Origin of the sequence: Roseivirga sp. BDSF3-8 (genome assembly GCF_041449215.1) — a bacterium.
GTDB lineage: Bacteria > Bacteroidota > Bacteroidia > Cytophagales > Cyclobacteriaceae > JBGNFV01.
Genome location: NZ_JBGNFV010000001.1, coordinates 605680 through 632306, shown reverse-complemented (window position 1 = coordinate 632306; position 26627 = coordinate 605680). Strand labels below are relative to the sequence as shown.

General features: G+C 48.7%; 25 protein-coding genes and 1 pseudogene. 10 read left to right on the top strand and 16 right to left on the bottom strand.

What is annotated here, in order from left to right; genetic code table 11:
* Nucleotides 1-27: 27 nt before the first annotated feature.
* Genes AB9P05_RS02510 through AB9P05_RS02500 form a run of 3 tightly spaced genes read right to left on the bottom strand, consistent with a single transcriptional unit; the run spans nucleotide 28 to nucleotide 2628 of the window.
* Nucleotides 28-1029 carry a hypothetical protein gene (locus AB9P05_RS02510; RefSeq protein ID WP_371907237.1) on the bottom strand — a complete coding sequence of 334 codons (1002 nt, stop codon included), beginning with the start codon at nucleotides 1027-1029 and terminating at the stop codon, nucleotides 28-30.
* Nucleotides 1030-1081: 52 nt separating this feature from the next.
* Nucleotides 1082-2122 (bottom strand): hypothetical protein, encoded by a 1041-nt coding sequence (locus AB9P05_RS02505; RefSeq protein ID WP_371907236.1) that lies wholly within the window; start codon nucleotides 2120-2122, stop codon nucleotides 1082-1084.
* Between the two features lie 50 nt (nucleotides 2123-2172).
* Nucleotides 2173-2628, bottom strand: coding sequence for a hypothetical protein (locus AB9P05_RS02500; RefSeq protein WP_371907235.1), 456 nt, complete (start codon nucleotides 2626-2628; stop codon nucleotides 2173-2175).
* An 86-nt stretch (nucleotides 2629-2714) separates the two neighbouring features.
* Here AB9P05_RS02500 and AB9P05_RS02495 point away from each other — a divergent pair, with 86 nt between their 5' ends.
* Together AB9P05_RS02495 and AB9P05_RS02490 are read left to right on the top strand one after the other, a co-directional pair.
* Nucleotides 2715-3371, top strand: a complete 657-nt coding sequence (locus tag AB9P05_RS02495; RefSeq protein WP_371907234.1) for a CoA pyrophosphatase — start codon at nucleotides 2715-2717, stop codon at nucleotides 3369-3371.
* Between the two features lie 129 nt (nucleotides 3372-3500).
* A complete protein-coding gene (locus tag AB9P05_RS02490) occupies nucleotides 3501-4859 on the top strand; it encodes a DUF819 domain-containing protein (protein ID WP_371911329.1) in 1359 nt (452 codons plus the stop codon).
* 152 nt (nucleotides 4860-5011) lie between these two features.
* On the opposite strand, the pseudogene AB9P05_RS02485 reads toward AB9P05_RS02490, so the two are convergent.
* Nucleotides 5012-5995: pseudogene (locus AB9P05_RS02485) on the bottom strand (pyruvate dehydrogenase complex E1 component subunit beta); the annotation flags it as partial.
* A gap of 131 nt (nucleotides 5996-6126) precedes the next feature.
* On the bottom strand, nucleotides 6127-7923 hold the full coding sequence (locus tag AB9P05_RS02480; RefSeq protein ID WP_371907233.1) for a hypothetical protein: 1797 nt from the start codon (nucleotides 7921-7923) through the stop codon (nucleotides 6127-6129).
* A 155-nt stretch (nucleotides 7924-8078) separates the two neighbouring features.
* On the opposite strand from AB9P05_RS02480, the gene AB9P05_RS02475 reads away from it, so the two are divergent.
* Complete coding sequence (locus AB9P05_RS02475) at nucleotides 8079-8297, top strand: PspC domain-containing protein (protein ID WP_371907232.1); 219 nt, start codon at nucleotides 8079-8081, stop codon at nucleotides 8295-8297.
* Here the strand turns inward: AB9P05_RS02475 and AB9P05_RS02470 are convergent.
* The 5 genes from AB9P05_RS02470 to hisS form a co-directional block, all read right to left on the bottom strand.
* Nucleotides 8288-9322 (bottom strand): glycosyltransferase family 2 protein, encoded by a 1035-nt coding sequence (locus AB9P05_RS02470; RefSeq protein WP_371907231.1) that lies wholly within the window; start codon nucleotides 9320-9322, stop codon nucleotides 8288-8290. The genes AB9P05_RS02475 and AB9P05_RS02470 overlap by 10 nt on opposite strands.
* The gene (locus AB9P05_RS02465; protein ID WP_371907230.1) at nucleotides 9322-9654 is read right to left on the bottom strand and encodes a YbaB/EbfC family nucleoid-associated protein; all 333 of its coding nucleotides are present in this window, start codon (nucleotides 9652-9654) and stop codon (nucleotides 9322-9324) included. Before AB9P05_RS02465 ends, AB9P05_RS02470 begins: the two co-directional genes overlap by 1 nt.
* A 130-nt stretch (nucleotides 9655-9784) precedes the next feature.
* On the bottom strand, nucleotides 9785-11749 hold the full coding sequence (locus AB9P05_RS02460) for a gliding motility-associated C-terminal domain-containing protein (protein WP_371907229.1): 1965 nt from the start codon (nucleotides 11747-11749) through the stop codon (nucleotides 9785-9787).
* Nucleotides 11746-13248, bottom strand: a complete 1503-nt coding sequence (hutH, locus tag AB9P05_RS02455) for a histidine ammonia-lyase (protein ID WP_371907228.1) — start codon at nucleotides 13246-13248, stop codon at nucleotides 11746-11748. Before hutH ends, AB9P05_RS02460 begins: the two co-directional genes overlap by 4 nt.
* Nucleotides 13249-13272: 24 nt before the next feature.
* The gene (gene hisS, locus AB9P05_RS02450) at nucleotides 13273-14646 is read right to left on the bottom strand and encodes a histidine--tRNA ligase (protein ID WP_371907227.1); all 1374 of its coding nucleotides are present in this window, start codon (nucleotides 14644-14646) and stop codon (nucleotides 13273-13275) included.
* A gap of 147 nt (nucleotides 14647-14793) precedes the next feature.
* Here hisS and AB9P05_RS02445 point away from each other — a divergent pair, with 147 nt between their 5' ends.
* Nucleotides 14794-15012 carry a hypothetical protein gene (locus AB9P05_RS02445; RefSeq protein WP_371907226.1) on the top strand — a complete coding sequence of 73 codons (219 nt, stop codon included), beginning with the start codon at nucleotides 14794-14796 and terminating at the stop codon, nucleotides 15010-15012.
* Between the two features lie 58 nt (nucleotides 15013-15070).
* Here the strand turns inward: AB9P05_RS02445 and AB9P05_RS02440 are convergent, their stop codons facing one another.
* The 5 genes from AB9P05_RS02440 to AB9P05_RS02420 all read right to left on the bottom strand — a co-directional run bounded on the left by AB9P05_RS02440 (nucleotide 15071) and on the right by AB9P05_RS02420 (nucleotide 20342).
* The gene (locus AB9P05_RS02440) at nucleotides 15071-15835 is read right to left on the bottom strand and encodes a LytR/AlgR family response regulator transcription factor (RefSeq protein ID WP_371907225.1); all 765 of its coding nucleotides are present in this window, start codon (nucleotides 15833-15835) and stop codon (nucleotides 15071-15073) included.
* Entirely contained in the window at nucleotides 15832-16863 is a 1032-nt protein-coding gene (locus tag AB9P05_RS02435) for a sensor histidine kinase (protein ID WP_371907224.1), read from the bottom strand. The genes AB9P05_RS02440 and AB9P05_RS02435 overlap by 4 nt, the downstream gene beginning before the upstream one ends.
* 18 nt (nucleotides 16864-16881) lie before the next feature.
* Nucleotides 16882-17538 (bottom strand): tetratricopeptide repeat protein, encoded by a 657-nt coding sequence (locus AB9P05_RS02430; RefSeq protein WP_371907223.1) that lies wholly within the window; start codon nucleotides 17536-17538, stop codon nucleotides 16882-16884.
* 11 nt (nucleotides 17539-17549) lie between these two features.
* Entirely contained in the window at nucleotides 17550-19682 is a 2133-nt protein-coding gene (locus AB9P05_RS02425; RefSeq protein ID WP_371907222.1) for a TonB-dependent receptor domain-containing protein, read from the bottom strand.
* Nucleotides 19683-19835: 153 nt separating this feature from the next.
* Entirely contained in the window at nucleotides 19836-20342 is a 507-nt protein-coding gene (locus AB9P05_RS02420; protein ID WP_371907221.1) for a metallophosphoesterase, read from the bottom strand.
* A 77-nt stretch (nucleotides 20343-20419) separates the two neighbouring features.
* Between AB9P05_RS02420 and AB9P05_RS02415 the strand changes: the two genes are divergently transcribed.
* Genes AB9P05_RS02415 through AB9P05_RS02405 form a run of 3 tightly spaced genes read left to right on the top strand, consistent with a single transcriptional unit; the run spans nucleotide 20420 to nucleotide 22668 of the window.
* On the top strand, nucleotides 20420-21520 hold the full coding sequence (locus AB9P05_RS02415) for a transporter substrate-binding domain-containing protein (protein WP_371907220.1): 1101 nt from the start codon (nucleotides 20420-20422) through the stop codon (nucleotides 21518-21520).
* Between the two features lie 5 nt (nucleotides 21521-21525).
* Complete coding sequence (locus tag AB9P05_RS02410; RefSeq protein ID WP_371907219.1) at nucleotides 21526-21861, top strand: phage holin family protein; 336 nt, start codon at nucleotides 21526-21528, stop codon at nucleotides 21859-21861.
* Between the two features lie 36 nt (nucleotides 21862-21897).
* A complete protein-coding gene (locus tag AB9P05_RS02405) occupies nucleotides 21898-22668 on the top strand; it encodes a glucose 1-dehydrogenase (protein ID WP_371907218.1) in 771 nt (256 codons plus the stop codon).
* A gap of 143 nt (nucleotides 22669-22811) precedes the next feature.
* Here AB9P05_RS02405 and AB9P05_RS02400 read toward each other — a convergent pair whose 3' ends face one another.
* Nucleotides 22812-23327 (bottom strand): thermonuclease family protein, encoded by a 516-nt coding sequence (locus tag AB9P05_RS02400; RefSeq protein ID WP_371907217.1) that lies wholly within the window; start codon nucleotides 23325-23327, stop codon nucleotides 22812-22814.
* A gap of 341 nt (nucleotides 23328-23668) precedes the next feature.
* Between AB9P05_RS02400 and AB9P05_RS02395 the strand changes: the two genes are divergently transcribed.
* The 3 genes from AB9P05_RS02395 (at nucleotide 23669) to AB9P05_RS02385 (ending at nucleotide 26364) form a co-directional block, all read left to right on the top strand.
* Nucleotides 23669-24472 carry an EI24 domain-containing protein gene (locus AB9P05_RS02395; RefSeq protein ID WP_371907216.1) on the top strand — a complete coding sequence of 268 codons (804 nt, stop codon included), beginning with the start codon at nucleotides 23669-23671 and terminating at the stop codon, nucleotides 24470-24472.
* The gene (locus AB9P05_RS02390) at nucleotides 24429-25793 is read left to right on the top strand and encodes an NAD-dependent succinate-semialdehyde dehydrogenase (protein ID WP_371907215.1); all 1365 of its coding nucleotides are present in this window, start codon (nucleotides 24429-24431) and stop codon (nucleotides 25791-25793) included. Before AB9P05_RS02395 ends, AB9P05_RS02390 begins: the two co-directional genes overlap by 44 nt.
* A gap of 427 nt (nucleotides 25794-26220) precedes the next feature.
* Nucleotides 26221-26364 (top strand): pinensin family lanthipeptide, encoded by a 144-nt coding sequence (locus AB9P05_RS02385; RefSeq protein WP_371907214.1) that lies wholly within the window; start codon nucleotides 26221-26223, stop codon nucleotides 26362-26364.
* Nucleotides 26365-26627: the final 263 nt, after the last annotated feature.

Genomic DNA, 26627 nt, shown 5'->3' with positions numbered 1-26627 from the left:
AAAATCCCGGTTCATCCCGGGATTTTTTTATGGATTACGCGCCTGGTCTATGGTGTAATCTTCCGGAAATGGTGTGTATTCTACTCTCAGCCATGCTTTTAGCTCATCGTTTTCCATCCTGGCGATTTTTTCTTCGCTGAGCCTGTTATTCCGGTAAGAATAGGTATGCACTTCCTTAAGGTGGTTTCTTGCTCCACCGTCCTGGTACACTTTCATTTGTACTATTCTGCCCTCGTTATCATAGTGAAGGTGGAGAATAAAGGACTCATACCCCTGGCCAGGGTACAAGTCCTTCTCCTTAAGAAATATTTTATTGATAAACCCTTCCTGACTTCTAACCACTCTAAACTTTCTTTGCCAGTCATGTCCCCGGCCTGTTTGTCTTCCGGCGGAGTTTCTATTGTTTTCTGCCGGGCTGTCGGCAAAGCTTAGCAGATAGCCTATACTGGTACGTTCGGGGTATAAATAGGCCTTTTCCACCAGTTTTCCCTCTGCAAGTATTTTCTTATCAGCTACATTTTGATAATAGTCATAAGTGGTTTTAAGTAAGAGCGTTTCCTCCTTCATTTCGCCATCCCCTTGCAGGTATACTTCTGCGTATTGATTGAATGCTGAGGGGGAAAGGTTTTCCTCAAATACCACGGCAATCGCATGTTGTAAAAAGGGATGTCCTACCGACCTCACATCAACCTGCTCACCGTTCAGCTCACTGTCATTTACCGCCTGTACCTGTAACGAGGGGGTAAGTGATAGAAAAATAATGGCGTCAGCACCGTACTTTCTGGCCATTTTTCTCATGTCCTGAATCCTGTCGGAGGGGTCGGATCTGTCCGATTCTAGAAAGGCAACCTTGCGGTATGCTTTATCCGGAAGCCGCTCTCCGGGAAAATAAACATCTACCTGCCCTGCATACGGCCTGCTGGGAATAGACGTGTCCAGCACCGCCGCATCAGTATACAGGCCGCTGTTCATATAGCACCCTGGGAGTAGAAGCAGAATAAATAACAGATGAGGGTAAAAGGTCTTCATGCGATAGGTTTATAGTCGAAAAATGCACACTCAGATAATGGCCGGGAGTGCATTACTGATTGTGGGCTTCATTTGTATCATAATCCTCAGGAAAGGCCTTGAAGTCTATCAGCAGCCTGGGAAATTTCTCCCCGTCTTTTATTTTAAACACCTCCTGCTGTATGAGTCGGTCTTTGTCATACCTGTATTCCTCTGCATATACAGGAGATCTTTTGCCATGAACGGTCTCGAAAACGACCAGCTTGGTCAGAAGATCTTCCTGATTATACGTCGGGAAAAGCTCCAGGCTTTTAGCTCGCTGGCCGGGATATAGGTCTCTTTCCGTCAGTTCCAGGCGCATAGGCTGCCGGTTGCTGTTAAAGTAGACCTTAACATACCGCTGCCATCTCCCGGTATTATCTTCCTGCCTTCTTTCTAATACCCGATACTCCCCCTCGTAATGTATCGCAGTCTCTACCCAGTCTTTGGTTCCGTTTATGAGAAAGTCCGGGTTTGTTCGCTGCGGGTACAGGCTTTCTGCTCCCAAGGCCACTGCGCTGTCAGTCACATACTCATTTTTAATATGTCCGCGGTAGTTATACTCCACTGTCTTCAAAACATTACTTCCGTATTTTCCATTTTCTTCATCGTATATTCTTACCTCTGCAAACTGATTGAACCGCTCAGGAGCCAGGCTCTCCTCATACACGATAGCCAGCGCCTGCATGAATGGCACATTGCTGACATACCAGTTATCGGGGATCTCATTACCGGTAAGGGCTTCTGATAGGGATTCATATATGCCCTCGTCGTTAGTAAGTACCGGCTCGGAAGTTGAGGTAAGGATAATGATGGCATCAGCACCGTAGCGGCGGGCCTGTTCCTTGAGTTTGTCTACCCGGCGTGCAGGTACGTCCCCGTGAGTCTCTACCAGCGCCACCTTACGGTATGCTTTTTCTGGCCGGGGCTCACCTGGGAATATGACTTCCACAGGGCCATCGTGTGGTTTTACCGGTAAGGTAGCGTCCAGTAAGTTAGGGTCAGAAGGACGCGGCGAAGTGGCATAGCAGGCAGAAAGCAGAATCAGGAGCAGCGGAAGGTAATAAGGTTTCATAAATAAAAAGGCAAAGTGGGAAATGGTTTCGCCTTAATTCGTATCAAATTTCATGCCTCTTTATGGAAAAGTTCCCCTTTAAAGGGGGTAATTTTCAGTGTATTAAGCCATGTTTCCGCCGCATGCAAGCTAGTGACCTTTTTAAATATGGGGTCAAAAGGAAAGCAAAGGCGGTTATTTAAAAGATCAGGTATATACTGGTCGGCATCTACCACCTCTGCTAAAGCTTTGATAGAGTAGGTAAGGGATTTGGTGATAAGGCTAAACCGGAAAGGGTCATTTTTAGCAAGCGGCCAGTTGGCCTCCCGGCGATCAACAACTATGGTACAGTCACTGATAACCTCAGAAAAAGCAATTTCCATATCTCTGTCAAACTCCATTGCTGTGCCGGGATTATGTAGATATTGCTTAAAGGAAACATAAATCCGGTTGAGGAGGGGGTTAACCGAAATAGTGTAGGAATCCTTTTCGCGAACGGTATGGAGGGTTTTTATATATGATAACATGATTTGGAATACTAACGATTTGTAAACCAAGTAGTTAAAATGTTTTAGTAAAAAAGCGTATCTATTTGGTAATTTTGTGCCGAGTGATGGAAAGAATGCTACATGATGCACCCGAATGGCTTCAAACTTTATACCGCCGGCTGGCGGACGAAGATTTGCCCGGGGAAAATGCCCAACTTAAAATGTCTCCCTCAGAAAGACGGAGAGGAAGTTTTAATAACCTGGAAAGGTTAAATCCACGTAGGGGAGGGGTCATGCTATTGCTATACCCTGAGGGTAACCACTGGTACTTCCCTCTTATCCGCAGACCTCAGTACCCCGGCGTCCATGGCGGCCAGGTTAGCTTCCCGGGTGGCAAGCTGGAAATGGATGAAACAGACCTGCAGGCAGCCCTTCGCGAGACGGAGGAGGAGATAGGCGTGCCAGCCGGAGAAATTAACGTACTCGGAGCATTAAGCAGACTCTATATTCCTCCAAGTAATTTCCTGGTTTCTCCTTTTGTAGGTATGGTCACCCATAAGCCTCAGTTTGTGGCTGAGCCTTTGGAGGTAGCGGAGGTAATAGAAGCAAGGCTTGACCACCTGCTCCTTGCGGAAAAACGAAAAATGAAGGCCATTCCTACCCAGGCAAAATTTTCAATTAAAGCACCTTATTTCGATCTGGAGGGGCATGTGGTGTGGGGTGCCACGGCCATGATGCTCAGTGAATTCGCTACTATACTGGAAGAGGCCGGGGTAGTATAAGCAAAAGGCCCTTTTTGCCATGAGGTAAAAAATGGTAGTTTTACAGGCTAAAATTCTGAATGACCTATGCAGGAAATGACCGATAGCCTGGCTGCCCCGGATAGTTTAGTAGTGGCAGACTCTGCCGCTATGAATGATATCGCCGCGGTAGCTGAAGAAACGACCGAAGCGGTACACAGTGCTGCCTTCATTACTAACGATGCCGTTGTGCTGGGGCTTCTGATGATTACCCTGGCCGCCATATTTTACACCTCTTCCCTCAAAAGCTGGAAGAAATTTTACAGTGTAGTTCCTGCACTGCTGCTGTGCTATTTTATTCCCAGTCTTTACAATACTTTTGGCCTTATAGACGGAGAGAAGTCCCAACTGTATTTTGTGGCCACACGCTATCTTTTGCCTACCAGTTTGGTCCTTCTTACCCTTTCTATTGACCTAAAGGGGATTCTCAAACTCGGCCCCAAGGCTCTTATCATGTTTCTTACGGCCACTGTCGGCATAGTGATCGGCGGCCCTATTGCCCTTATGATTTTTAAAGCGGTTGCACCCAGTATGCTTGGCGAGGGTGAAGATGCACTATGGAGGGGCATGGCAACAATATCCGGTAGCTGGATCGGCGGCGGAGCTAACCAGGCAGCCATGTTAGAAATATTCAAGCCAAGTGGAAGCCTTTATAGTATTATGATTGCCGTAGATGTAATTGTAGCCAACATTTGGATGGCCTTTCTTTTACTGGGCGCGGGTATGTATAAACAGGTAGATAAGGCATTTAACGCAGATAGCTCAGCAATCGAAGACTTGAAAAAACGGGTCGAAGATTATCGTGCCTCAATTTTAAAACTGCCCACCTTATCTGATACTATGAAGGTATTGGGGGTAGGGTTTGTAGTGACAGCTATTGGTCATTTTTTTGCAGATATTATCGCTACTAACATTCAGGAATACATCACTGTGACTAAAGCTGAAGTGGTTACCATTTACGGAACTTTGGAAGCGGCTGAAGCAAGCGGAGATTTAAGTACTGTGATGCTGCTGGAACGCGCTAGCCTGGGAAGCTCTTTCTTCTGGCTTATCGTAATTGCTACAACTTTAGGTTTAGCCCTTTCTTTCACCCGTGTCAGAAAGCTAGAAGGCGTAGGGGCCTCCAGGTTAGGTAGTGTGATGATTTATGTACTGGTAGCTACTATTGGCATGCATATGGATGTTGAAGCTATTAAGGATTATTGGGAGTTCTTTTTGTTAGGAATAATCTGGATGTTGGTTCACGTAACCCTTCTGCTTATCGTCGCGAAGATTATTCGTGCACCTTTCTTTTTTGTTGCTGTGGGTAGTCAGGCTAACGTAGGTGGAGCCGCATCAGCACCCGTGGTTGCATCAGCATTCAGCCCTGCTTTGGCTCCGGTGGGTGTTCTACTGGCTGTATTTGGTTACTTTCTAGGAACTTATGCTGCATATGGATGTGCTCTCCTTATGCAGTGGGTTTCTCAATAAGGCTAAGAGTGAAGAAAAGGCTGCCACTTGTGGAGCCTTTCTTTTTGTAAGAGCTAGGGCCAAAACCATTGCCGTATTACGCTGGAATAAAAAATAAAGGCTGTCCGCTAATAAGCAGGCAGCCCTCATTTTTGATAAGATTTGTAGATAGCCTATCTATACAGTACAGCGTCTACTGCTTCCAGCGTGCGCTTTACGTTAGGCAGCACCGCATCGATGAGGGTAGGCGCGTAGGGGAGAGGCACATCCATGCTATTGATACGGTGGATAGGGGCATCCAGGTAATCAAAGGCATGCTTCTGAATGTGGTAGCTGATCTCAGAAGAAATAGCCGCCAGGGGCCAGGCTTCTTCCACAATGATCAGGCGATTGGTCTTTTTCACACTTTCCACTACTGCTTCATAATCGATAGGACGTACGGAACGCAGGTCAATCACCTCAGCGTCAATATCATTTTTAGCGGCTTCTTCAGCGGCTTCCAGGGCCACTTTCATCATTTTGCCAAAGCTCACGATGGTCACATCGCTACCCTCGCGTACTGTCTTGGCTTTGCCTATCTCTATGAGGTATTCCTCTTCAGGTACTTCGCCTTTGTCACCATACATCAGTTCAGACTCCATAAAGATTACGGGGTCATTGTCACGGATAGAGGTTTTTAGCAGCCCTTTGGCATCATAAGGATTAGAAGGAACTACTACCTTGAGTCCGGGCGTATTGGCATACCAGTTTTCAAAGTTCTGGCTGTGCTGTGAGCTCAACTGGCCGGCATTACCAGTGGGCCCGCGGAATACCATAGGGATATTAAACTGCCCGCCGGACATGGATAGCATTTTGGCGGCACTATTTATTACCTGGTCAATGGCTACCAGGGAAAAGTTAAAAGTCATAAACTCCACTATCGGGCGCAGGCCGTTCATAGCAGCACCCACACCCAGACCTGCAAAGCCCAGTTCGGCGATTGGGGTATCTATCACCCGTTCGGCTCCGAACTCATCCAGCATGCCCTGGCTTACTTTATAGGCCCCGTTATATTCGGCCACTTCCTCACCTATAAGGAAAACACTCTCATCACGGCGCATTTCCTCGGACATTGCCTCGTTCAGGGCTTCTCTAAATTGGATTTCTCTCATGCCACAGCGTTGTTTTAAGTGCGGTAAAAATAGCTAACGATCTCCCAATTAACAAAGGCAGGCCGTATTTGATTGAGGTATAACAAAAAACCCCGGACATTGGCCCGGGGTTTTGAGTATTTCAACCGTTGTGATGATTACATCAAGGCGTTTTTGAACTCCTCAGATTCGCTGTAGTTTCTGAATTCAAGATCGTCCATAGCCTTAGCTCTTAGGTCGCTATTAGCTTCCACAGCTTTGGTCAGGTGCTCATACACTTTGCTTTCCTGCTGCAGACGAGCGTTAGCTACGGCTGCAAGGTAGTGAGCATAACCGTGGATGTCAGACTCGTCGTCCATCATGATCACGTCCTCAAGTGTAGTCAGAGCATTTCTGTAGTCCTGAGTAAGAACCTGTGCAAGCGCAAGGTTAAATTTATTTGGCGCTGTTTCAGGAGCGGAAGACAAAAGGTTAATGGCTTCTCTGTACTCACCGGCTTTGATGGCAATTACACCACGAACACCGTTGCTGCCGCGGGTATTCTCTTCAGTGCTCATCTGCATGTTAGCACCTTTAACAGCCATGTCTTGAGCTTTGTCCATGCGGCCCTGCATCATGTAGGCACCGGCAAGGTTCATATAAGCTTCAGCATTTTCCTGCTTTTGATTAGACATTTCGAACTGATTGATGGCTTTTTCTATCAATTCTTCTTGTGTACTTTCGTTATCAGCGCGCTCAGCCATCTCAAGGTATACAGCTCCCAGGTTATTGTGCGCTACATAGTTATCAGATTTTTTAACGAGAGCAACCAATATCGTCTCTCTCTCCTGCAAATCTGGTGTAAGCACTACGGCATATCCTAACTCTTCAGCAGAAAGTGTATCCGGGGCAGTAGTGCCTTCGGCAATACCTCTTGCCAGTACAGATATCTCTGCGTCTGATTTCTTTTCCTTAACAGTCAGTACTTCAGTTTTAGCTCTACGAAGTTCAGGGTACAGCTCTCTGAATACTTTGTTATAAGTAGGAAGCTGATGCATCTGGTCTTCTTTCTCTACATAAGAGCCTGAACCGTTGATGATATTAATATACTCTTGCTTCTCCTGCTCGCTGATACCGTCATATTCGGCCAGCATAACTTTGAAAGGCTCCCACTCAAGTACTACAGGCTTGAGAATGAACTCAATGCTATCTGCCATACCCTGATAGTCATAGCGTCTCATTTGCTGACGGTACCAGTTCTCAATAGCTTTGGCACGTTCTTCAGAAAGGTTTTCGTTTATACGCTCAGGACCTTCAGGCGAGTGAGTACCTGTGATAGTTACTGTGCGGGTTACGTTCTTCTCAGCAATGAAGCTTTGCAGGTTGTCTCCACGATCACTTCTTCTCTCACTGGGGCGCAGATAAGAGCTACCCTGAGTAAAGTAAAAGTCAATAGTAGTAGGTATAAGCTCCTCTTCGTTGTTATACCCGTGATCAGCATAATTTGAATAGTAAGAATCCATTACCAGCCTTGATGTTGTAATAAGGCCTTCGGCAACTTTCATCTTGTCTGTTTCTTTGCTTTTGTCGCTGTCATTATCTTTGGCAACGCCTTTAATATACAGACCGCCATTGCTCATGTCGGGATCGTATGCAAAAGCAAAATTTTCGGTAATGCGGGGCTGCTGATCATCAGCATTCGGGAACTGCTCGGTAGTAAAATCGATTCCCTCAAGCTCTTTCTCCTGACCTTCGTACTCATAAGTAGGTAGTACGGTATACGTTTTACCCTCTTTGAGCATTTTGACAGGAAGTACAGCCGACATCTCGAACTGAACTGAGTCGCCATGAACCTCAAGTGGATTAGGAGAAACTGTAAGGTCCTGCTCCTCAGCCATCTTGATCATTTTATTCAGCGCACAACCTGTAAAGGCAAATGTACCCAATAAGGTCAGGGCAAAAATTAATCTTCTCATCTGAACCATTTATTTGTTTGAAAACTTTGGTTGAATTACTTGCGAAAGTATCTTTATAAAATTTGTTATGCAATCAAACGTAAGAAAAATAAGCGCAAGCCATTCTGAAATTGAACAATTCGATTATTATATTTGTTTTGAAAATTATTTAAAGAATGAAACGAATCCAGCAATTTTTTGAAGATAGGGCTTTCGGGGTGTGTACGCACATGGGCCATAAGCTTGGTATTCCCACTGCAAGCATTAGGATATTTTTTATATATTCCTCCTTTCTGGCCTTCGGCTCACCAATTATACTTTACTTAGGTTTAGCGTTTATTATGAACTTCCGAAGACACCTGAGAAGGCGCCATAGTCCGATCTTTTATTTTTGATTTTCAGGCAGAAAGTTTAATTCCGAAAAGCGTTTTTTGCCTTTTACGAAATAGTCATATAAGAGGCTGCCCGGGTAGATAACTCTCTCAACCCGCTGTGGTTTTTGCTTAAGCGTATTCTTTCTTTTAATTTTCAGATCACCCCTCATTTTTACGAAATCACGGTGCGCTCTGAATATCGCCTGGCCGAACGCCGGCTTACCCTGTAAAAAAAATCTTGCCGCAGCCACCCAGTCAAGTAATATTCGGCAAGGAATTACCCACCAAATAGTTGCCGGCAGGCAATTTTTGTACAACATCGCCAGCCCGTTTCTAAAGTTGAGGTAGGTTTTCCGGGCGCTGGTCTTGGGTAAAGTTCCTCCGCCTACATGATGTACACTGCTTTCGCCACAATAGTATACTTTATGGCCGGATAATTGTATTCTCCAGCAAAAGTCTATCTCTTCCATGTGGGCAAAAAAGCTATCATCCAATCCGCCGCAGGTATGATAAATATCGGCCCGTACCATCATGCAGGCACCTGTGGCCCAGAACACCCGCCGCGTATCATCATACTGACCCTCGTCCTTTTCAAGCGTGTCAAATAGCCTGCCCCGGCAAAATGGGTAGCCCAGCCTGTCAATGTAGCCACCTGCTCCACCGGCATATTCAAAGAGCGATTTGTCATCGTATGCCAGTATCTTCGGATGACATGCGGCTACTTCCGGGTTTGATTCCATTAGCCTTAGCAGGGGGGCAGTCCAGTCTGGTGTTACCTCTACGTCACTATTCAGCAGTATGTAGTAATCTGCCTCTACCTGTCTTAGTACTTCATTATAGCCGCTGGCAAACCCAAGGTTTTCTTCAGTCTCTATAAGTCTGACTTCCGGGTAAAACTCCTTCATAAATGCCACTGAATCATCCGGAGAACGGTTATCCGCCACTATTACCTCACAGTCTCCGCTGTGTGCCAGTACGCCGGGCAGAAACTTTTGAAGAAAACCCCGCGTGTTATAATTAAGGATGACAATGGCAGTGTGTGGCATTACATCATGCCGCTCAGGTCCAGCCCCGGGATATTAGGCAGTACCCCTTCGGTCTGCTTCTTCATTTCCTCTTTTACCTTCACATCCACAGCAGCCAGTGCACTGTTTACGGCGGCTATGGTCAGGTCTTGAATCATCTCCCGGTCTTCCGGTTTGATCATGTCCTGATCTATCGTGAGCTCGATGATTTGCTTGTGGCCATTAGCTGTGGCTTTTACCATGCCGGCGCCAGCCTCACCGGTGGCAGTTACGTGGACAAGGTTTTCCTGGACTTCACGCATTTTAGCCTGAACCTCCTTCATCTTGCCCATCATTTTCATCATATCGAACATAATACTTGGGTCTAAATCTGAAAAATATCGCTCGATTTGTCTTTTAGGGCTGCAATTATACGCATTCCAGTCGGACTATGGGAGCCATTTACTAATATTAACCAATTAAACAGCGAGAGAGGCCGGGTGTTTACCTGTTTCTAAGCAACATGAAGCTTTCGCGGAGGGTGGTGGTGCCCCCGCTGGTGTCACGTACATCAGTCACACAGGTGTAACGGCCTTCAGGAGCAGCCTGGCCGTTAAAGGTGCCGTCCCAGCCCTGGGTGCCATCGGTCTCAGCGTATACCAGTTCACCCCAGCGATTATACACATAGAGGGAGAAGGTTTGCAGATAGGTGCCAAGGGGAGCGTAGCGGTCATTAATCCCGTCTCCGTCGGGTGTGAATGCAGTAGGCAAGGCAAAGGTCGGCTCCAGGGTAAGGGTCGCCACATTACTTAAAGCTGACAATGCAGCACCGTTCGGCCCGCTACCGGCACTCACGGCTACGACCCGGAATGCGTAATATATACGTTGCTCAAGCTCTACCTGCAGGGTGATAGATGGCGTGGCGGTCGTCGTACTGTTTACTACCTGACCGTTCTCGTCATATTCCTCTACCAGGTAATACAGCAGGTTTTCAAAACCAAAATACTCATTCCATTCCAGTAAAATATTATCTCCGGACTGCTCCAGGGAGAGGATCATGGGGCATGCCACCAGGCTCGGCTGCGATACATTATCGCATTCATCCGCAAAGCGAAGGCTGTAGCAGTATTCATTAGTATTCAGGTTTAGCCTGGAATCAAAGTAGGTGGTGCCGCTGATGGTATCAAGGGGTAAAAATGAGCCCTGGCCCTGGCTACGGAACAATACCCCGCGACCATTGCCCTCATCTTCCGGAGGCAGGAAGGTTACCTGCACACTATCCCCCACCACACTTACTGCGAGGTCTGTAACTGAGGCAGGTGTACGATTAGATATGGCCGTAACACAAGCAGGGTTGCCCTCGGAGGTACTCGTTATATTGCGGGTCTGTACAGTGTAGCAGTATTCAACCTGGCATTCAACATCCTGATCGGTATAGCCCCTGCTGCCACTGGTCGTAATTGACGTAATCAGTTCCCCGTCACGGTACAGGTCAAAAGCATCGAAGTCCAGCACGCTGGTTTCCCAGGTTATGCGGTTTTCATTATTACGGGCCGTGGCCTCCGTTTTTACACTGCACACAATGTTAGAAGGTATGTCAGCGTCAGAGCAACCGGTAGTGGCTACCACACGAAAGCAATAATATCTTTCCAGCGTATTGAGCCCCTCTATGACGGCCTCGGTAGCTTCCGGCTCCAGGGTTCGCACGTAGGTAAAATTATTATAGCCTCCTCGTGATACCTCCAGTTCATAGGTAGTGGCAGGGGCAAGGTTCAGCCCCAGCGTTACCTGGCCGTTGGTACGGTCTGTATTAGTTACCGTCAGGCTTTCTACCTGTCCGGCAGTAAGCTGATTTATGGTAGTGATGGTCTCAGAGTACGTATCGCAGTTCATTTTCCCACCGGCATACAGACCATCTATGGTAATGGTGTATGTGCCCGGGCTTGCGTAGGAGTAGACAGGTATATTTGTACCATCCGTATAAGCCGTATTGCCATCGCCATAGTCTATCAGGTACTGGTCGTAGGAGTCTGCTTCTGTATCGATATCTACCCGTATGGTATGGTTAGTACAGCGATAGACAGTTGCCGTTGGGGGCAGAGGCTCATAGACCGAGATGGTGATCTGGTCCCACTTATCTTCATTGTCAGTAATCTGGTCATCGGGCAGGGCAAGTATCTGTTCCAGAAGGTAATCCCCCGGCTCGGTATAGGTATACGTGAACGTGGTCGCGTTTAACTCCGTGACGTCCGGTGGATTTTCCCGGCCTTTGGGGTGAAAATTCACATTAATGTTCTGGTCCGGCCACAGGTTGGTTATCGTTACATCCAGGGGAACGCATCCCGCCACATAATCTACCCTGAACCTGCTCTTATCACTTTCTATCTGGGCATGCGCTGCCTGTACGACAAATAAGCCGGTGAAAATTAGCGTCAGGAATCTGAACATGGCGAATGTGTATCTTCTCAAATTGGCGAATTAAGGGTATACTCTTTCAGAAACTCTTCCGCATGGCGGATGTCTTCCCGAAAAATACGATCATTATCAATAAACGACACCTTTTCTCTGAAATTGTCTGCAAATTCCTGCAGGAAAGGGGAGGTCTTTTCTTCGCGGAAAGATAATGCTTGTGAGGCACACATGCATTCTATAGCCAGTATGCTGTATAAATTATTAACCACCTCATAAGTCTTGGTAGCAGCATTTGCTCCCATACTTACGTGGTCCTCCTGGCCGTTAGACGAAACAATACTATCCACAGATGCAGGTGTGCACAGTTGCTTATTTCGGCTCACGATGCTGGCGGCCGTATACTGCGGTATCATCAGTCCGCTATTCAGACCAGGGTTAGCCACCAGGAAATCGGGCAGCTCGCGGTTGCCGCTCACTAGCTGAAAGGTACGCCGTTCACTGATACTGCCCAGTTCAGCCAGGCCAATAGCCAGAAAGTCCAGGGCCATGGCCAGGGGCTGGCCGTGGAAGTTTCCTCCCGATATGATCCTGTCTTCGTCAGGGAAAATATTCGGATTGTCCGTCACCCCGTTTATTTCAGCCAGAAACACACTTTCAACGTACCGGATCGCATCTTTTGAGGCGCCGTGCACCTGGGGAATGCAGCGGAAGGAGTAGGGGTCCTGCACGTGCTTTTTCTCACGGGCCATCATTTCACTGTCTTTGAGCAGCTTTCTGAAGGCTTCGGCGGTACGGCGCTGCCCGGCCTGGGGTCTGATAATGTGAATAAGGTCTTCGAAAGGATCGAGGCGACCATCGAAGGCATCAAGTGAAAGGGCGCCAATACGGTCTGCATAGATGGAAAGACGACGGGCCTGCATCAGGCAGTACACGCCAAAGGCGCTCATAAACTGTGTGCCGTTTAGCAGGGCCAATCCTTCTTTTGATTTGAAGGCCACCGGCTCCCAGCCCATACGGCGATTCATCTCTGCCCCGCTTATTCGTTCACCGTCCAGGATTACTTCACCCTCGCCGATCAGGGGCAGGCTCAGATGTGCCAGTGGGGCCAGGTCGCCACTGGCGCCGAGTGAACCAAATTCATACACTACAGGGCAAATGCCGGCATTAAACATATCAATCAGGCGCTGTACAGTGACAAGCTGTACACCGCTGTGGCCATATGAGAGGCTCTGTACCTTCAGCGCCAGCATGAGGCGAACAATTTCCGAAGGAATCTCCCGGCCTGCGCCACATGCATGAGACCGTACCAGGTTCACCTGCAGTTCGGTCAGACTTTCCGCGGGGATGTTTTTTTTGTAAAGTGAGCCAAATCCCGTGTTTACACCGTATACCGGCATTACGGAGTCTTTTACCGTTTTGTCCAGGTAGGCCCGGCATTTTTCTATCTTCTTTATAGCCTCATCACTCAGCTCTATGGTCGTGCCAGGTCGCACAAGTATGTTCAGGTGCTCAAAGGTAAGCTCTTTAGTAGGGTCTATGATGTGCGTACTCATCATGGTAGTCTTTTAGGTTTGTGCGTATCAGTTAGCCTTCATGCGGCTGATAATCTCAGTGGGAGTCAGTTGCACCTGCTCCCCCGTAGTCATATTCTTCAGGGTATATTTGCCGGAGGCTATTTCTTCAGAGCCGGCCAGCACCACATAGGGGATTCCTTTTTTATCGGCATAGTTCATTTGCTTTTTCAGTTTGACGGCGTCCGGATACACTTCGCAGTTGATGCCCTCGTTCCGAAGGTCCGTAAGCAGAGGAAGCACAGCCATGGTGCTTTTGTCGTCAAAGTTAATGAACAGGACGCGGGTAGACTCAAGTACATCCAAGGGGAACAGGTCCAGCTCCTCCAGTACGTCGTAGATGCGGTCTACGCCAAAGCTGAAGCCTACGCCGGACATGTCAGGCATGCCGAATACGCCGGTAAGGTTGTCGTAGCGGCCACCACCCGAGACACTGCCCATCTTCACATTATTCACCTTTACTTCCCATATGGCACCAGTGTAGTAAGAGAGTCCCCTTGCCAGGGTAGGATCAAATGAGATGCGCTCTGTGCTTACGTTCATCGCCTGCATCAGAGAGAATATAGTGCGTATTTCCTCCAGTCCCTTTCGGCCCGCCTCACTGGCAGCAAACATTTTTTCCAGGGCAGCCAGCCGACCGTCATTTCCCTTGTCCATGTTCAGTACGGGGCGTGCCTTCTCTATAGCTTCCTCGCTAAAGCCCCGGCCCCGCAGTTCGTCCATTACCTTTTCCTCGCCTATCTTGTCCAGCTTGTCTATTGCCACGCAAAATTCAGCTTCTTTTCCGGCTGCTCCAATGGCTTCGGTAATGCCGGTGAGCACCTTACGGCTATTGAGGCTTACCGTATAGTCTTTCAGGCCCAGTTTGCCAAAGGCTTCGCTGATCATCTGCATGATCTCCGCCTCGCATATGAGCGAATCAGTACCCACTACGTCGGCATCACACTGGTAAAACTCACGGTAGCGACCCCGCTGGGGGCGGTCTGCCCGCCATACCGGCTGTATCTGGTAGCGGCGGAAGGGAAAGGTTATATCACTACGATTCATGACCACATAGCGGGCAAATGGCACCGTAAGGTCATAGCGTAGCCCTTTTTCGGCTATTTTGGAGAGCATCGCGCTTTCACCGGCTTCATAGTCAGTCGCACGGGTCTTCTTCAGGAATTCGCCGGTGTTCAGGATCTTGAAGAGCAATTGATCGCCTTCGTCCCCGTATTTTCCGGTAAGTACACTAAGGTTTTCCATACTGGGTGTCTCCAGTGGCTGATAGCCAAATTTTTTAAAGACGCTGCGTATGGTATCGAAAATATAGTTTCTCCGGACCATCTGGGCAGGCCCGAAATCTCGTGTTCCTTTAGGTAAAGAGGGCTTCTGATTGCTCATGGGCTAAAAAATTTTCCGCAAAACTAACAAAAAGCTAGGTATTTGCCGTGAAAAAACCACGATTTGCCATGGATTGTGTAGATAAGGGCTTGTGATATGTTAGTATTAATATTAACTTTGCGATTCGTTTCGAAAAAGGATACAATCATGGCTGGAACATCACTTAAGCGTAAAGCGAGAAAAAATAGAGTAGTAGCAAAGAGAAGACAGGACGAGATGAAGCGTCTCAATACTAAGCCTGTCGTGAAGCAGGTCGACATCGAGGAGATCAAAAAAGAATTTGCTGCCAAGTCTGGAAAAAAGACTAAGTCTGAGAAGAAAGAAGAAGCTCCCAAAGCTGAGAAAGAAAGCAAGTCTGAGGAGTAATCTAATCCTTCTTCTATTATAGATATTATCAGCCAGGGCATTTTTGTCCTGGCTTTTTCTATTTGTCTAGCCACTCTTTAAAGTCGTGCAGGCGCTGCCGGCTTACAAAAACGTCTTTCTCTTCCTGGTGGTTCAGTGTTAGCTTCAGCTTGGTAGAGCTGTAGTACACCATGTCCTCTATGGCTTCAAACCGGATTATGTATTGCCGGCTTATTCGAAAAAACTCCGCCGGGTCCAGTTGCTGTTCCAGTTGCTCCAGTGTGTAGTCAGTTACGTGCCTCTTACCGTCCGCAGTTTTCATAAAGGTGATCTTGTCCTTACTGTAAAAGTACAGGATATCGGTCGTCTCTATCGCCTTTAGTCGTTCGCCTATCCGCACCACAAATCGGCCTTTATAGCCCCTGGTGAGTTGCTGCAGGCTACTGGCCAGTTGCTCCAGGTCCGGTATGGCAGGGCTTTTTGCCGGCTTCATTCCGCGGTACTTATCCAGAGCAGCTTCCAGCTCCTGTCCGTCTATGGGCTTCAGCAGATAATCTACACTATTAAGCTTAAAAGCCTGTATGGCAAAGCGATCATAGGCGGTAGTGAATATGATGGGTGCCTTTACCTGTACTTCTTTAAATATATCGAAACTGAGGCCATCTGCCAGCCGGATGTCAGACAGGATCAGGTCAGGGCTATCATTTTCCTTGAACCATTTTATTGCCCCCTCTACCGTATCCAGGGCCCCACACACCTCCGCATCAGGGGCATGCCTTTCCAGTAACTTCTGCAGGTGCCTTACAGCCGGTTGTTCGTCTTCTATTATCAGTACATTGATCATTCCAGGGTCAGTACAGGGACTTTTACAGTGTAGTGTTCTTTGGTTTGGTCTATTATCACCGGTTTTTTTGTGAGGTTTTCATAGCGCTTACGCAACGTCTCCAGGCCCAGCCCGCTGCTGTTATCCTCCGGGGTCTTAGGCCTGAACTGGTTTGTGACGGCTATGTACTCGTTTTCCAGCTTCACACAAATATGCAGAGGCTGCTGCTGAGAGGCAATGTTATGCTTTATCGCATTTTCTACCAGAAGCTGCAGGCTCATTGGAGGTACCACACCATTTACTTGCCATAGCGCCGGTTCAAGCTTGATCTCCAACGCCTTCTCCACCCGGATTTTTTGTAAAAAGATATAGGCATCCAAAAAACCAAGCTCCTCCTGAAGCGACACCACTTCCTGATCGCGGGTATCCAGCACATACCGGTATACCTGTGAGAGCTGACGCACAAAGCGTACACTGGCTTCCTGGTCTTCGTAGATCAGGTTAGTCAGCGCATTCATGCTATTGAATAGAAAATGAGGATTCAATTGACTCTTCAGCGCATCATACCGGAACTTGATGGCCTCGGCCCGCGCTTGTTCTGCGTCTATGGCCGACTGCTTCCAGCTAAGTAAAAAGCCCCTGCTGGTGAGAAAAGCGGTGATGCCCAGGGTGATGATCAGGGGCACATTGAGCACTTTTACAAAAAACTCCCACCCTGCCGTCGCCGTAAACTCCGGATGGCGCAGGCTCAGGAAGACAAAGGAGATGACCAGGGTAATGAATGTGGAATAGCCAAACATGGCTACAAGCCCGATAAGGAGCCTTTTGAGGGGCGTTTCTATCCAGGAAATACGTTTGTCCAGGTAATCACTAATGTAGCCGTTGCCCAGCCAAAGGCCTATGGACAGCAGCAGACTGTACAGGACATCATCCCATATTTTTGCCAGGCCTTCTGCTGTGGTCATGCAGGGCGGGCATATGAACAAAAAGACCACCAGGTTGACTACCAAAATAATGAGTACAGTTCTGGTGGCTTTTTTCCAATGCATATGGTGCTGCTTTTTCAATTACTGTCCTTTTTCTGCAAGAATTTCCGTACACGTTCCAGCCAGTTGCGTCGTATAGTGTTGCCCCCAGGCAGGTTGCATAGATCCTTCAGGTACCTCTTCTGTCCCGAATAATTCCAGCGCCCGGGTGATGTATCCGCAGGCTTCCTCCTCTCCCTTACCAAAAAACCTGGCTGTTCCCAGTTTCATCTGACCCATCACCATATAGGCCCGGGGGTTTTCAGGGTTCATTTGTATCGCTTTGCCAAGTGCCTGCATCACTTCAGGCGTGAGCTGGGGACCGCGGGTCATGGGGTCTACCGTAATCTGACCCATTTTGGCATACCCGAGCAGGGTCTGCAGTTCACTGTTGTCCTCATTTTCCAGTCCGGCTTCCACATGTACCATAGCCTGGTTGAGGTGTTTTTCCCTGATGGCTACGTCACCTTCAGCAAATGCTGCCCGAATATAGCAAAACGCCGCATAATACTGGGGTAGCCATTCACCCTCCTCAACCTTGCCTATCCGGTCAAAGGCCTGTGCGGTTGAGGTAAAGGCTTCCGGTGAGTCAGCCTCATTCAGCTGGGTAAGGGCTTTTTGCATAGCCACCTCATAATTGCCTGCGTATGTCATCCCCGTGATTAGTATAGCGAGTAAAGTCGTAAGAATGGTTTTCATGATCGTGATATTTAAAATTGGTTAAGTAGTTCTTCAGTTGATTTTTTCTCCAGCGTGATGAATAGCCCCGCAAATACAAACCGGGGTGCATCCGGCCTGATGGCCTGCCTGAGCATACCCCCCGGCGTGTCTGCATAGCGGTAGCCGAATACCTGGTCATAGCCCAGCAGGTTGGTGACGCTGGCAAAGAGTACCACCTGGTCACTTATTAAGTGAGCCGCGTTCAGGTCTATGGTAAAGATTGGTTTGGTGCGGCCGTCCATAAAGGCTTCAGTGGCCGGGTTATCGTAAGGTCGGCCGGAGGCATACTGTATGCTGGTGCCGAACTGGGTTCTTATCGGCCGTACAAAATACTTGCCCACCACTGATACCACATGTTTGCTCACAAATGTGGGGGTGGCAGCTACCGGAAAGTTACTGTAAGTCCTTTCCGTGTCCGTATAGCTGTAGCTCACCCAGTAGTCCAGGTTTTTCACAGTCTCGCGGTCACGCCAGAACAGTTCAGCCCCTTTAGCGAATCCTTCTCCGGTGTTTTCAGGCATTCCGGAGAGCGTTCTGGTAAGGCGGTCATAGCTTTTATAGTAAGTTTCTACACGTAGCAGGCGGTCGCTCTTGTTCCACTGATAATTAAGTATGTAGTGCGCAGCCTCATAAGGAGCCAGGCTGTTTTCTGCTAAGAGGTATTCAGCCTCGGCCTGCTGGTAGAAGGTGCCATATGCAGCGGATAGCTGACTATGCTCGCCCGCCTGCCAGGCCAGGCCCAGGCGGGGGCTCAGCCCGTGTGAGCCTGACGGCTGCATGTGCTGGTAACGCAGGCCTGCGCGGGCAGATACAGAGCCACTTAGCCGGTACTGAGCCTCTGTAAAAACAGCCGTAGTATGGCTCTGTACTTCAGATGAGGTACTAAGACTGTCATGGCTCAGCGATTCCACGGTGCGGTCGGCCAGCCATTCCGTGCCGCTTGTTAGCGACAGGCGGGGCAGATGGTGCTCTGCCACCAGCTTAGCATGCAGGCCATTTCGCTCAGTTCTTCTGTTGCCAAGGTCTGTGATGAAGTCATCGAGGTTATAGGAGCCGCTCACCCCGCCCCGTAGTTTCCAGGTGTCAGACAGGCGACCACTCCAGCCTGTCTGTCCATAGAAATAGTCATTTTTCAGGTTCAGGGCATCAGGCACACCGGGGAAAGGCTCTTTCTGCCTAAATGCCAGCTTATTGCTGCTGTATTGGGCAAAGGTCTTCCACAGGCCATGCGCTCCCGTTTCCTGCTGTAGTGATAGCTGGCCGTTCCAGCCACGGGGCGCTTTCTGCCAGTCTCGTTCCGAGTTCATCATTCCCTGGTAAGGCTGCAGGTTAGTATAGTCCGCACGCAGGGCCAGGCTGCCCCTTTTCCAGGGCTGCTCGTGCGCAGCGCCCGCACCTACCGTCATCAGGCTTATTTCGGTAGTAGGCACTGCCCGGCGGTCTTTCGTATTTAGTATCAGCACAGAGCTCAGTGCCTGGCCGTACTCAGCTGAGTAGCCTCCGCTGCTGAAGGTGATACCTTTGAAAAGGAAGGGATTAAAGCGTCCGCGGGTAGGCAGGGCGGGCAGCTTTGTAGCAAAGGGTGATTGCACAGACATGCCATCTATGTAGATGCGGCTCTCGCTGCTCGTGCCACCCCTTACCAGTAGCCTGCCATCATCGGCCGCCGGCTGGGTACCGGGAAGCTTCCGTATCGCACCGCTGATGTCCCCGAGGGCCCCGGCCGTAGTTACTATGTCCATGGGCTTCAGGGCCACCGCACGGCTCTCATCAGTAGCCTGGTAGGCGCCTGCCGTGATCACTACCTCCTCCATTTGGGAGATGTCCTCCTTCAGGCTGATGCGCAGATTTTCGTGGTTGCCGGGCAAAGTAAGTGACTGGCCTTCTCCATGGTAGCCTATGCTGCTGATAATAAGTGTCAGCTCGCCCTCTTCGGAGGTTTGAAAGCCAAAGGTGCCGAGGCTATCGGTAGAAGCGCCATCATAGGTGCCCTGGAGGTATACACTGGCGCCGGGCAGCGATTCGCCTTTAGTATCGGTAATAGTGCCTGCCACCAGGCTTTGTGCCAGCGTCGTCGATGCCGCAAAAAGTAAGAGAAGCAGGGATAGGTAGAGTGATTTCATTGGTCTGTGCGTCTGAGTATGCATCAAAAGTGCAGCACAGCCTCCTCTATAAATAATTAAGGTGCCCCACCGGGCAGTATTTCACTCCGAATGGTAAAGGGTGCGGACTGAGTGGGAGTACCCTTTTTCAGGTAAATAAGACAAGGAGCCAGATCAAACCAGCGTCCCCCTCTTGCCCAGCTCTATCACCTCCATGTTAAAGATCTTACCGCCTTCAATGTCAAAGCGGAGCATGGTCTTTACCTTATGAAAGCCATGTTTACCGGCGGCGCCGGGATTCAGGTAGAGCAGGCCCGGCCGTTTGGGGTCTTTCATCACGCGCAGTATATGGGAGTGCCCACAAATAAAGATATCCGGCATATTACCGTTCATACGGTGGCGAACGTCAGGGTTGTACGTTGGTGGTTTGCCTCCGATGTGCGTCATGTATATCTTCTTCCCTTCACATTCCCAGCGCATATGTTCCGGGTATCTGGCCCGGAGGTCGTGGCCGTCCACGTTTCCCCATACGGCCCTCAGGGGTTTAAAAGCTTCCAGCCTGTCAGCCACCTCCACATTGCCTATGTCACCCCCGTGCCATATTTCATCGCATGCGTCAAAGTATTCGAATATCTTATCGTCCAGGTAACTATGGGTGTCAGATAACAGGCCTATTTTCATATCGTGTGATTGCTCAAAGCGTACTGGCTTTCAAATCTCACAAAAATTACCCACTTTATCCGGCATAATTTCATTTTATGCAGCTACGTTACGTTTTACCCTTAGCCCTATTTATGTTTATTGCCCTGGTGCCTGCACTGTCTTTTGCCCAGGAAGAGCAGGATAGTACCTTGCTAAACAGAGAGTTAGTTATTGGCACCAAGGAGGTAGCCCCCTTTGTCATGCGCAAGGAGGGCGACTGGCAAGGCATGAGCATCGACCTCTGGCGTAATATCGCGCGGCATATGGGGGTCACCTATACATTCAAAGAGTACGATCTCCCTACCCTTATCGAAAAGGTCGAATCAGGAGAGTTAGACGCCGCCGTAGCGGCTATCACCATTACCGAAGACCGGGAGCGTGTAATTGATTTCAGTTTTCCTTACTACCAAACCGGCCTTGGGATAGCCACCCGCTCGCGTGAAAAGAGCCTGATAGAATCTTTTATGGCTTTTTTTAACCTTGACTTTTTTAAGGCAGTAGGCGCCTTACTCCTTGTCCTACTGGTGTTTGGCCTGCTGGTGTGGCTTTTTGAGCGCCGGTCCAACCGTGAACAATTTGGTGGTTCGCCGGTAAAAGGAATAGCGCAAGGCCTTTGGTGGTCGGCTGTTACCATGACCACGGTCGGGTACGGAGATAAGGCACCCGTTACCACTGGTGGCCGGATAGTGGCCCTGGTATGGATGTTCATGGCCCTGATTATAATTTCCAGCTTTACGGCCGCCATAGCTTCCTCGCTGACCATAAACCAGATGAATCACTTGGTAGATGGCCCTGAGGACCTCGATAATGTAGAGGTAGGCAGTGTGGCCAGCACCAGTAGCGCCGCTTACCTGCAGAAGCGTGAGATAAACTACCGCCGATACGATAATGTAGTGGAAGCAGTGGATGCACTGGAGAGCGGAGAAATAGACGCCGTCGTGTATGATGCACCGGTACTGAAGTACATTCTTAAAGAAAAAAAGAGTGAAGAGCTTCAGGTGTTGCCCCAGGTCTTTAACAAGTTTTATTACGGCATTGCCCTGCCCCAGGGTAGCCCCCTCAGGGAAAAGATAAACCTGGTAATGCTGGAAAATATGGCTAAGACCGAATGGAAAGAAACCATTGATCGCTATCTTGAATCAGACGAAAACCCCTGACGCCTATGTGGGAGGCTCTATTGAAAATTATGGGTAATCTGGTGGCCGGTATGGTCATCATTGCCATTATCGACAGTATACGCATCCGTGAGTTTGGGGATAACTTCCTGGTGGCGCTTGTTATTGCCCTGATCAACGCCGCGCTGGTTCCCCTTCTCAACATGCTGGGCTTCCCCCTTCCCTACCTGCTGGTAGGGCTGTCCATTCTCCTTATAGATGGGCTGATAGTCCGTTATATCCATTTGGCCGTGGCAGGCTTTTCAGCACAAGGTATCCGCTGCTCGCTTTTATTCGGCGGCCTCATGGCAGTAGTGAATATACTCCTTATGCTGGCCCTGTAGGGCCAAACCTTCCTCTGCGGCGGAGGTTACCTTCGCATGTATCACTATCAGAATAAAACCATTATAGTCACCGGTGGCGGCCAGGGAATTGGCCGTGGACTGGTACAGGCATTTGCCCGGGCGGGCGGCAATGTTATCATCGCTGAAGCGGACGAGGAAGCCGGCCGCGATTGTGAGCGCCTGGTTAAGGAAGAGAACGGCGAGGCATTTTTCATCAAGACAGACGTGGGCAGTGAAGGCTCCGTGCAGGAGATGCTGGAAATGACCCGTGCACGCTATGGCGCTATTGATGTGCTGATAAATAATGCCGGCCTGAGTGAATTTAAGCCACTGGAAGAGATAGAGGTGGCCGAATTTGACCGTGTACTGGCTGTAAACCTGCGGGGAGCTTTTATGTGTAGCAAATATGCGGCTCCGGATCTGAAAGAGCGTAAGGGGGTCATCCTGAATATGTGCAGCACCCGGCACCTCATGTCTGAGCCTGGCTCGGAAGCCTACGCAGCCAGCAAAGGCGGGATAGCCTCCCTTACACACGCCCTGGCCATAAGCCTGCAGCATAAGGTAAGAGTCAATGCCATTAGTCCCGGATGGATAGAAGTGCGCGACTGGCAGAAGCCTTCTGAAAAAGAAGAGGTGAACCACAGGGAGGTGGATAAAGAGCAGCACCCAGTGGGCAGGGTAGGGGAACCGGAAGATATCGCCAAGGCTGCCTTATACTTATGTGATAATGAAGCCTCGGGCTTTGTCACCGGGCAGAATTTCGTGATTGACGGGGGAATGACCGTGAAAATGATCTACGCCCATTAAAAGAAAAAACCCGGATAAAATCCGGGCATTTCATTGTGTTACTGTCAGTATATATAGCTTCGCGAATTTATCGTTCGCTAAACGATATTCAGTTTGGAATAGCGATTTCTATGTTTGATTGACTGAATCTGCTAATTGTTAGCTCAGTCCATAGAACTTTTAGCTTCGTACATATTCTGGCGCTGTCTGTAGGCCCATGGGGCTACCGGGTTTCCTTCTTTCCACAATCCTTTACCTTTTTCCTGTGCCTTGTCCATAAGGTCCAGCAAAGAATCAGTATGCTCCGTATAGGTAAGTCCCTGCTGCATATGCCATGCATAACCGGCCTCTACCAGCTCATAATTTAGTACCTGCTCTTTTTTTACCAGGCTGACTATTCCGATAAGGGTGCCGTTGGCTTTCTTTTCAGATACCTCCACAGACACATCCTTCCCCAGCGTCAGCTTTTCAGTAAAGCGTTTTGCATCATCAAAAAAAGGCTGTCCTTGTTCAGGGCAGTCTATTTCATCCAGGCGTACATTGACCATGACGCCGTCCCCCACACTTATCACCAAATGGTCGCCTTCACGCACTTCCATTACCTTGCCGTTAACTGTTTCTTTGGCAAAGGCGCCAGCGACCAGAGTCACAGAGAGTAGCAACGAAAGTAAAATTTTCATATCACTAAGGTATGGAGGCTTTACACCTCATACCCATGGTAAGTGTATCTAATCTCAGCAGTGTAACTTTTACGGTATTTTGTGCAGGTTTACGGGGCGCCAGCTAGGGTGGGGTCAGGTGTATAAAATGCTGATAGTAAGTGATTAGGGTAAATGATATTAAACTAACTGTCCAGAAAAATAGCAGGAAGTATTTGACCTGAAAATGAAGTGCTATACACCATTTTTGTCCATTTATCCGCCCTTCATCTTCATATTTTGCCGGTTTCTTTTATGATATTTCAGTCACTAATAAGCCGTTTCGTTCTATTTTACAATCAAATCACTACACCCGGATCATAATGAATGTACTAAGTCAGTTTTGGGTAGGATTCAGAAAATATCCTGCCGCCTGGAGGTTTTTAAAAGAACACGGGCTTATGCCCTGGCTATGGGGTACCGCTTTGTGTAATCTGGTTCTTTTTTCAGTTACCATTTGGCTGGCTTTATATTTTGCCACGGATCTCACAGATTACCTCACGGCCCTTACCGGCTGGGAGGCAGAGGAAACCGGATGGCGTAGTGCCCTGCAGGTGATATTACTTTTTCTTATACGAGTAGTGTTTGTGCTCATATGCTTCAAGGTATACCGTTACCTCGTGCTTACGGTCATGGCGCCCGTACTGGCCTTTCTTAGCGAGGAAATACAGGAGCGGCTTACCGGATACTATAAGCCCTTTAGCTGGCCCACCCTTTGGCGCGACACAAGGCGCGGTATAGCCATTGCGTTGATAAACTTTATCATAGAGATAGGGTTAACCATCCTGTTAGTACTCGTCGGCTGGGTAGTGCCTCTGCTTGCCCCGTTTGTGCCACCGGTCATTTTTATTGTAGAGAGTTATTTCATCGGTTTCTCGATGTTGGATTACCGCAATGAATTCATCGGTCTCGGTTCCAAGGAGAGCAGGAGGTCAATCAACAGGCACTACGGTCTGGTACTGGGTAATGGCGTCATGTTTAATCTCATGATGTTCGTGCCTGTAATAGGCGTGCTCATAGCCCCCGTACTTAGCCTTACCGCAGCCGGCCTGGCCTACAATGAGATCGATAACCCCGAAAACTATGCCTATACAATCCAAAAGTCCTTACTCAGGAAAGATACATAATACATATAATGAGCACACCGACCATGAGGTAGATGAGGCCATCGGCCGCGCACATAGTGCCTACCTTGCCTGGAAGCTGACCACCTTTGAGGAGAGAAGCCGCCTGATGAAAGCTGCGGCAGAGGAGATACGACAGAATAAGGCCCACTATGCCGGCCTTATGACCGCCGAAATGGGGAAACATAAGCGCGAAGCAGAAGCTGAGATGGATAAATGTGCCCTGGCCTGTGACTATTATGCAGACAATGCCGAAAAATTCCTGGCCGATGAAAAGCTGCCGGTAGAAGAAGGAGAGGCCTATATAGCGTACGACCCAATGGGTGTGGTGCTGGCCATCATGCCCTGGAACTTCCCCTACTGGCAGGTCATCCGCTTTGCCGCACCCGCCCTTATGGCAGGTAATGTAGGGATACTGAAGCATAGCTCCGTAGTACCCGGATGTGCACTCGCACTCGAGGAGATATTCCGCAAGGCCGGATTTCCCGAAGGGTGCTTTACCACCCTGCTGGTCAGCGGAAGTAAAGTGTCACGCATCCTGGAAAACCCGAAAGTAAAAGCGGCTACGCTTACCGGTAGTGAGGGAGCAGGCAGCAAAGTCGCTGAAAAATCAGGCGCAGAGCTCAAAAAGACAGTGCTGGAACTGGGCGGCAGCGACCCGTTTATCGTGCTGGAGGACGCAGATGTGGAAGAAACGGCCACCACCGCGGTTAAAGCCCGCATGCAAAACTGCGGACAAAGCTGTATAGCTGCCAAGCGTTTCTTTGTACACGAAAAAATCTACGATGAGTGGCTGGAGAAGTTCCGCTCCGGTATGGAGAGACTTACCCTCGGTGACCCTGAAGACCAGGCCATCGACTATGGCCCCATGGCCACCGAGGACCTGGCCAATGAACTGCTGGAGCAGGTGAAAAAGTCCGTAGATAAAGGAGCTAAGGTACTACTCGGTGGTGACCGGCCCGACAGGGAAGGAGCCTTTTTCAACCCTACCATACTCACGGATGTGAAGCCGGGTATGCCCGCCTATGATGAGGAACTGTTCGGCCCGGTGGCGATGGTATTTAAGGTAAAGGATGAGGAAGAAGCCGTGCTCATAGCCAATGATTCACCCTACGGCTTAGGGGGCTCGGTATGGACCGGTGACATAGAGCGGGGCAAACGCTTGGTGAGAAAGGTAGAGTCAGGCGCTGTCTATATAAATAAAATGATGGCATCTGCCCCGGAGGTACCTTTTGGCGGAGTGAAAAAAAGCGGCTATGGCCGCGAGCTAAGCCACTTGGGTATCCGGGAGTTCGTGAATCAAAAAACAGTATGGATTAGTTAACAGCATCCGGTCACTTCCGGGAGGAGGTTAACCGAAACCAGGGTGCGACATCCCCGAGCCATAAAGTTAGTGTAAATAGTAGTGAGGTGTACCCGAAATAACCTTGCTGTAAGTAATTACGCCTGGCTGTATGCCGGGCGTTTTCATTATCAGCCAGGGTTATTAGCAGGCTATACCCATTGGCGTTATACTATACATAAAACTGTGTGTTTGTCTTGGAGATATAGAAATATTATACTTCAATGTTGTTTTTATTAATTACATAGTACTTAGTTGGTTTTTTATGTATAATACGAATATACAATTATTTCGTTTATCTGCTATTAAGTCCATTTTATCGATAGTTTCAGGTTTTTAGTATTTGATTATTCCATTTTTATTGTTTACATTAAAATGTAATTATTGTTAACTAAAAGCAACTAATGCTATGAAAAAGAAGATATCTTTAGAGAAACTGAACGTAGAAAGCTTTACCACTGATAATAAGAGAAACCACAAAGGTGGTGCCACCCAGCAGACCCTTTGTGGTACTGGTCTGTGTACCGGTTGTCCTCCTATTCAGTGCTACTAATCAGCCAACCACAAAGCCATTCTTAACTCTTGGGAATGGCTTTTTTTATTCTAAACCGCCTTTCAAAGACTAAACCAATCCCCGTTTGGACTGCCCTCGGTAGTAGGTCAGGTATACCTGGTAGTTGCCCAAGGTATAGGGTCGCCTATATCAGGTACCATAGGCAATAGGGGGGATTATGCATGTATTTACTATATCACTGGTAAGCAATGTTATATATGAATGAGAATATGGGCTTGTTAAGTAATATAGACGCGACAAGC

Excerpts from the sequence above, each read along its gene's own strand:
- AB9P05_RS02495 (WP_371907234.1), top strand. The coding sequence starts at position 2,715 with ATGGAAAGAATGCTACATGATGCACCCGAATGGCTTCAAACTTTATAC.
- AB9P05_RS02435 (WP_371907224.1), bottom strand. The coding sequence starts at position 16,863 with ATGCATTGGAAAAAAGCCACCAGAACTGTACTCATTATTTTGGTAGTC.
- AB9P05_RS02440 (WP_371907225.1), bottom strand. The coding sequence starts at position 15,835 with ATGATCAATGTACTGATAATAGAAGACGAACAACCGGCTGTAAGGCAC.
- AB9P05_RS02400 (WP_371907217.1), bottom strand. The coding sequence starts at position 23,327 with ATGAAAATTTTACTTTCGTTGCTACTCTCTGTGACTCTGGTCGCTGGC.
- hisS (WP_371907227.1), bottom strand. The coding sequence starts at position 14,646 with ATGAGCAATCAGAAGCCCTCTTTACCTAAAGGAACACGAGATTTCGGG.
- AB9P05_RS02415 (WP_371907220.1), top strand. The coding sequence starts at position 20,420 with ATGCAGCTACGTTACGTTTTACCCTTAGCCCTATTTATGTTTATTGCC.
- AB9P05_RS02410 (WP_371907219.1), top strand. The coding sequence starts at position 21,526 with ATGTGGGAGGCTCTATTGAAAATTATGGGTAATCTGGTGGCCGGTATG.
- AB9P05_RS02475 (WP_371907232.1), top strand. The coding sequence starts at position 8,079 with ATGAAACGAATCCAGCAATTTTTTGAAGATAGGGCTTTCGGGGTGTGT.
- AB9P05_RS02425 (WP_371907222.1), bottom strand. The coding sequence starts at position 19,682 with ATGAAATCACTCTACCTATCCCTGCTTCTCTTACTTTTTGCGGCATCG.
- hutH (WP_371907228.1), bottom strand. The coding sequence starts at position 13,248 with ATGATGAGTACGCACATCATAGACCCTACTAAAGAGCTTACCTTTGAG.
- AB9P05_RS02490 (WP_371911329.1), top strand. The coding sequence starts at position 3,501 with ATGAATGATATCGCCGCGGTAGCTGAAGAAACGACCGAAGCGGTACAC.
- AB9P05_RS02445 (WP_371907226.1), top strand. The coding sequence starts at position 14,794 with ATGGCTGGAACATCACTTAAGCGTAAAGCGAGAAAAAATAGAGTAGTA.
- AB9P05_RS02385 (WP_371907214.1), top strand. The coding sequence starts at position 26,221 with ATGAAAAAGAAGATATCTTTAGAGAAACTGAACGTAGAAAGCTTTACC.
- AB9P05_RS02470 (WP_371907231.1), bottom strand. The coding sequence starts at position 9,322 with ATGCCACACACTGCCATTGTCATCCTTAATTATAACACGCGGGGTTTT.
- AB9P05_RS02510 (WP_371907237.1), bottom strand. The coding sequence starts at position 1,029 with ATGAAGACCTTTTACCCTCATCTGTTATTTATTCTGCTTCTACTCCCA.
- AB9P05_RS02395 (WP_371907216.1), top strand. The coding sequence starts at position 23,669 with ATGAATGTACTAAGTCAGTTTTGGGTAGGATTCAGAAAATATCCTGCC.
- AB9P05_RS02465 (WP_371907230.1), bottom strand. The coding sequence starts at position 9,654 with ATGTTCGATATGATGAAAATGATGGGCAAGATGAAGGAGGTTCAGGCT.
- AB9P05_RS02420 (WP_371907221.1), bottom strand. The coding sequence starts at position 20,342 with ATGAAAATAGGCCTGTTATCTGACACCCATAGTTACCTGGACGATAAG.
- AB9P05_RS02500 (WP_371907235.1), bottom strand. The coding sequence starts at position 2,628 with ATGTTATCATATATAAAAACCCTCCATACCGTTCGCGAAAAGGATTCC.
- AB9P05_RS02405 (WP_371907218.1), top strand. The coding sequence starts at position 21,898 with ATGTATCACTATCAGAATAAAACCATTATAGTCACCGGTGGCGGCCAG.
- AB9P05_RS02505 (WP_371907236.1), bottom strand. The coding sequence starts at position 2,122 with ATGAAACCTTATTACCTTCCGCTGCTCCTGATTCTGCTTTCTGCCTGC.
- AB9P05_RS02480 (WP_371907233.1), bottom strand. The coding sequence starts at position 7,923 with ATGAGAAGATTAATTTTTGCCCTGACCTTATTGGGTACATTTGCCTTT.
- AB9P05_RS02390 (WP_371907215.1), top strand. The coding sequence starts at position 24,429 with ATGCCTATACAATCCAAAAGTCCTTACTCAGGAAAGATACATAATACA.
- AB9P05_RS02430 (WP_371907223.1), bottom strand. The coding sequence starts at position 17,538 with ATGAAAACCATTCTTACGACTTTACTCGCTATACTAATCACGGGGATG.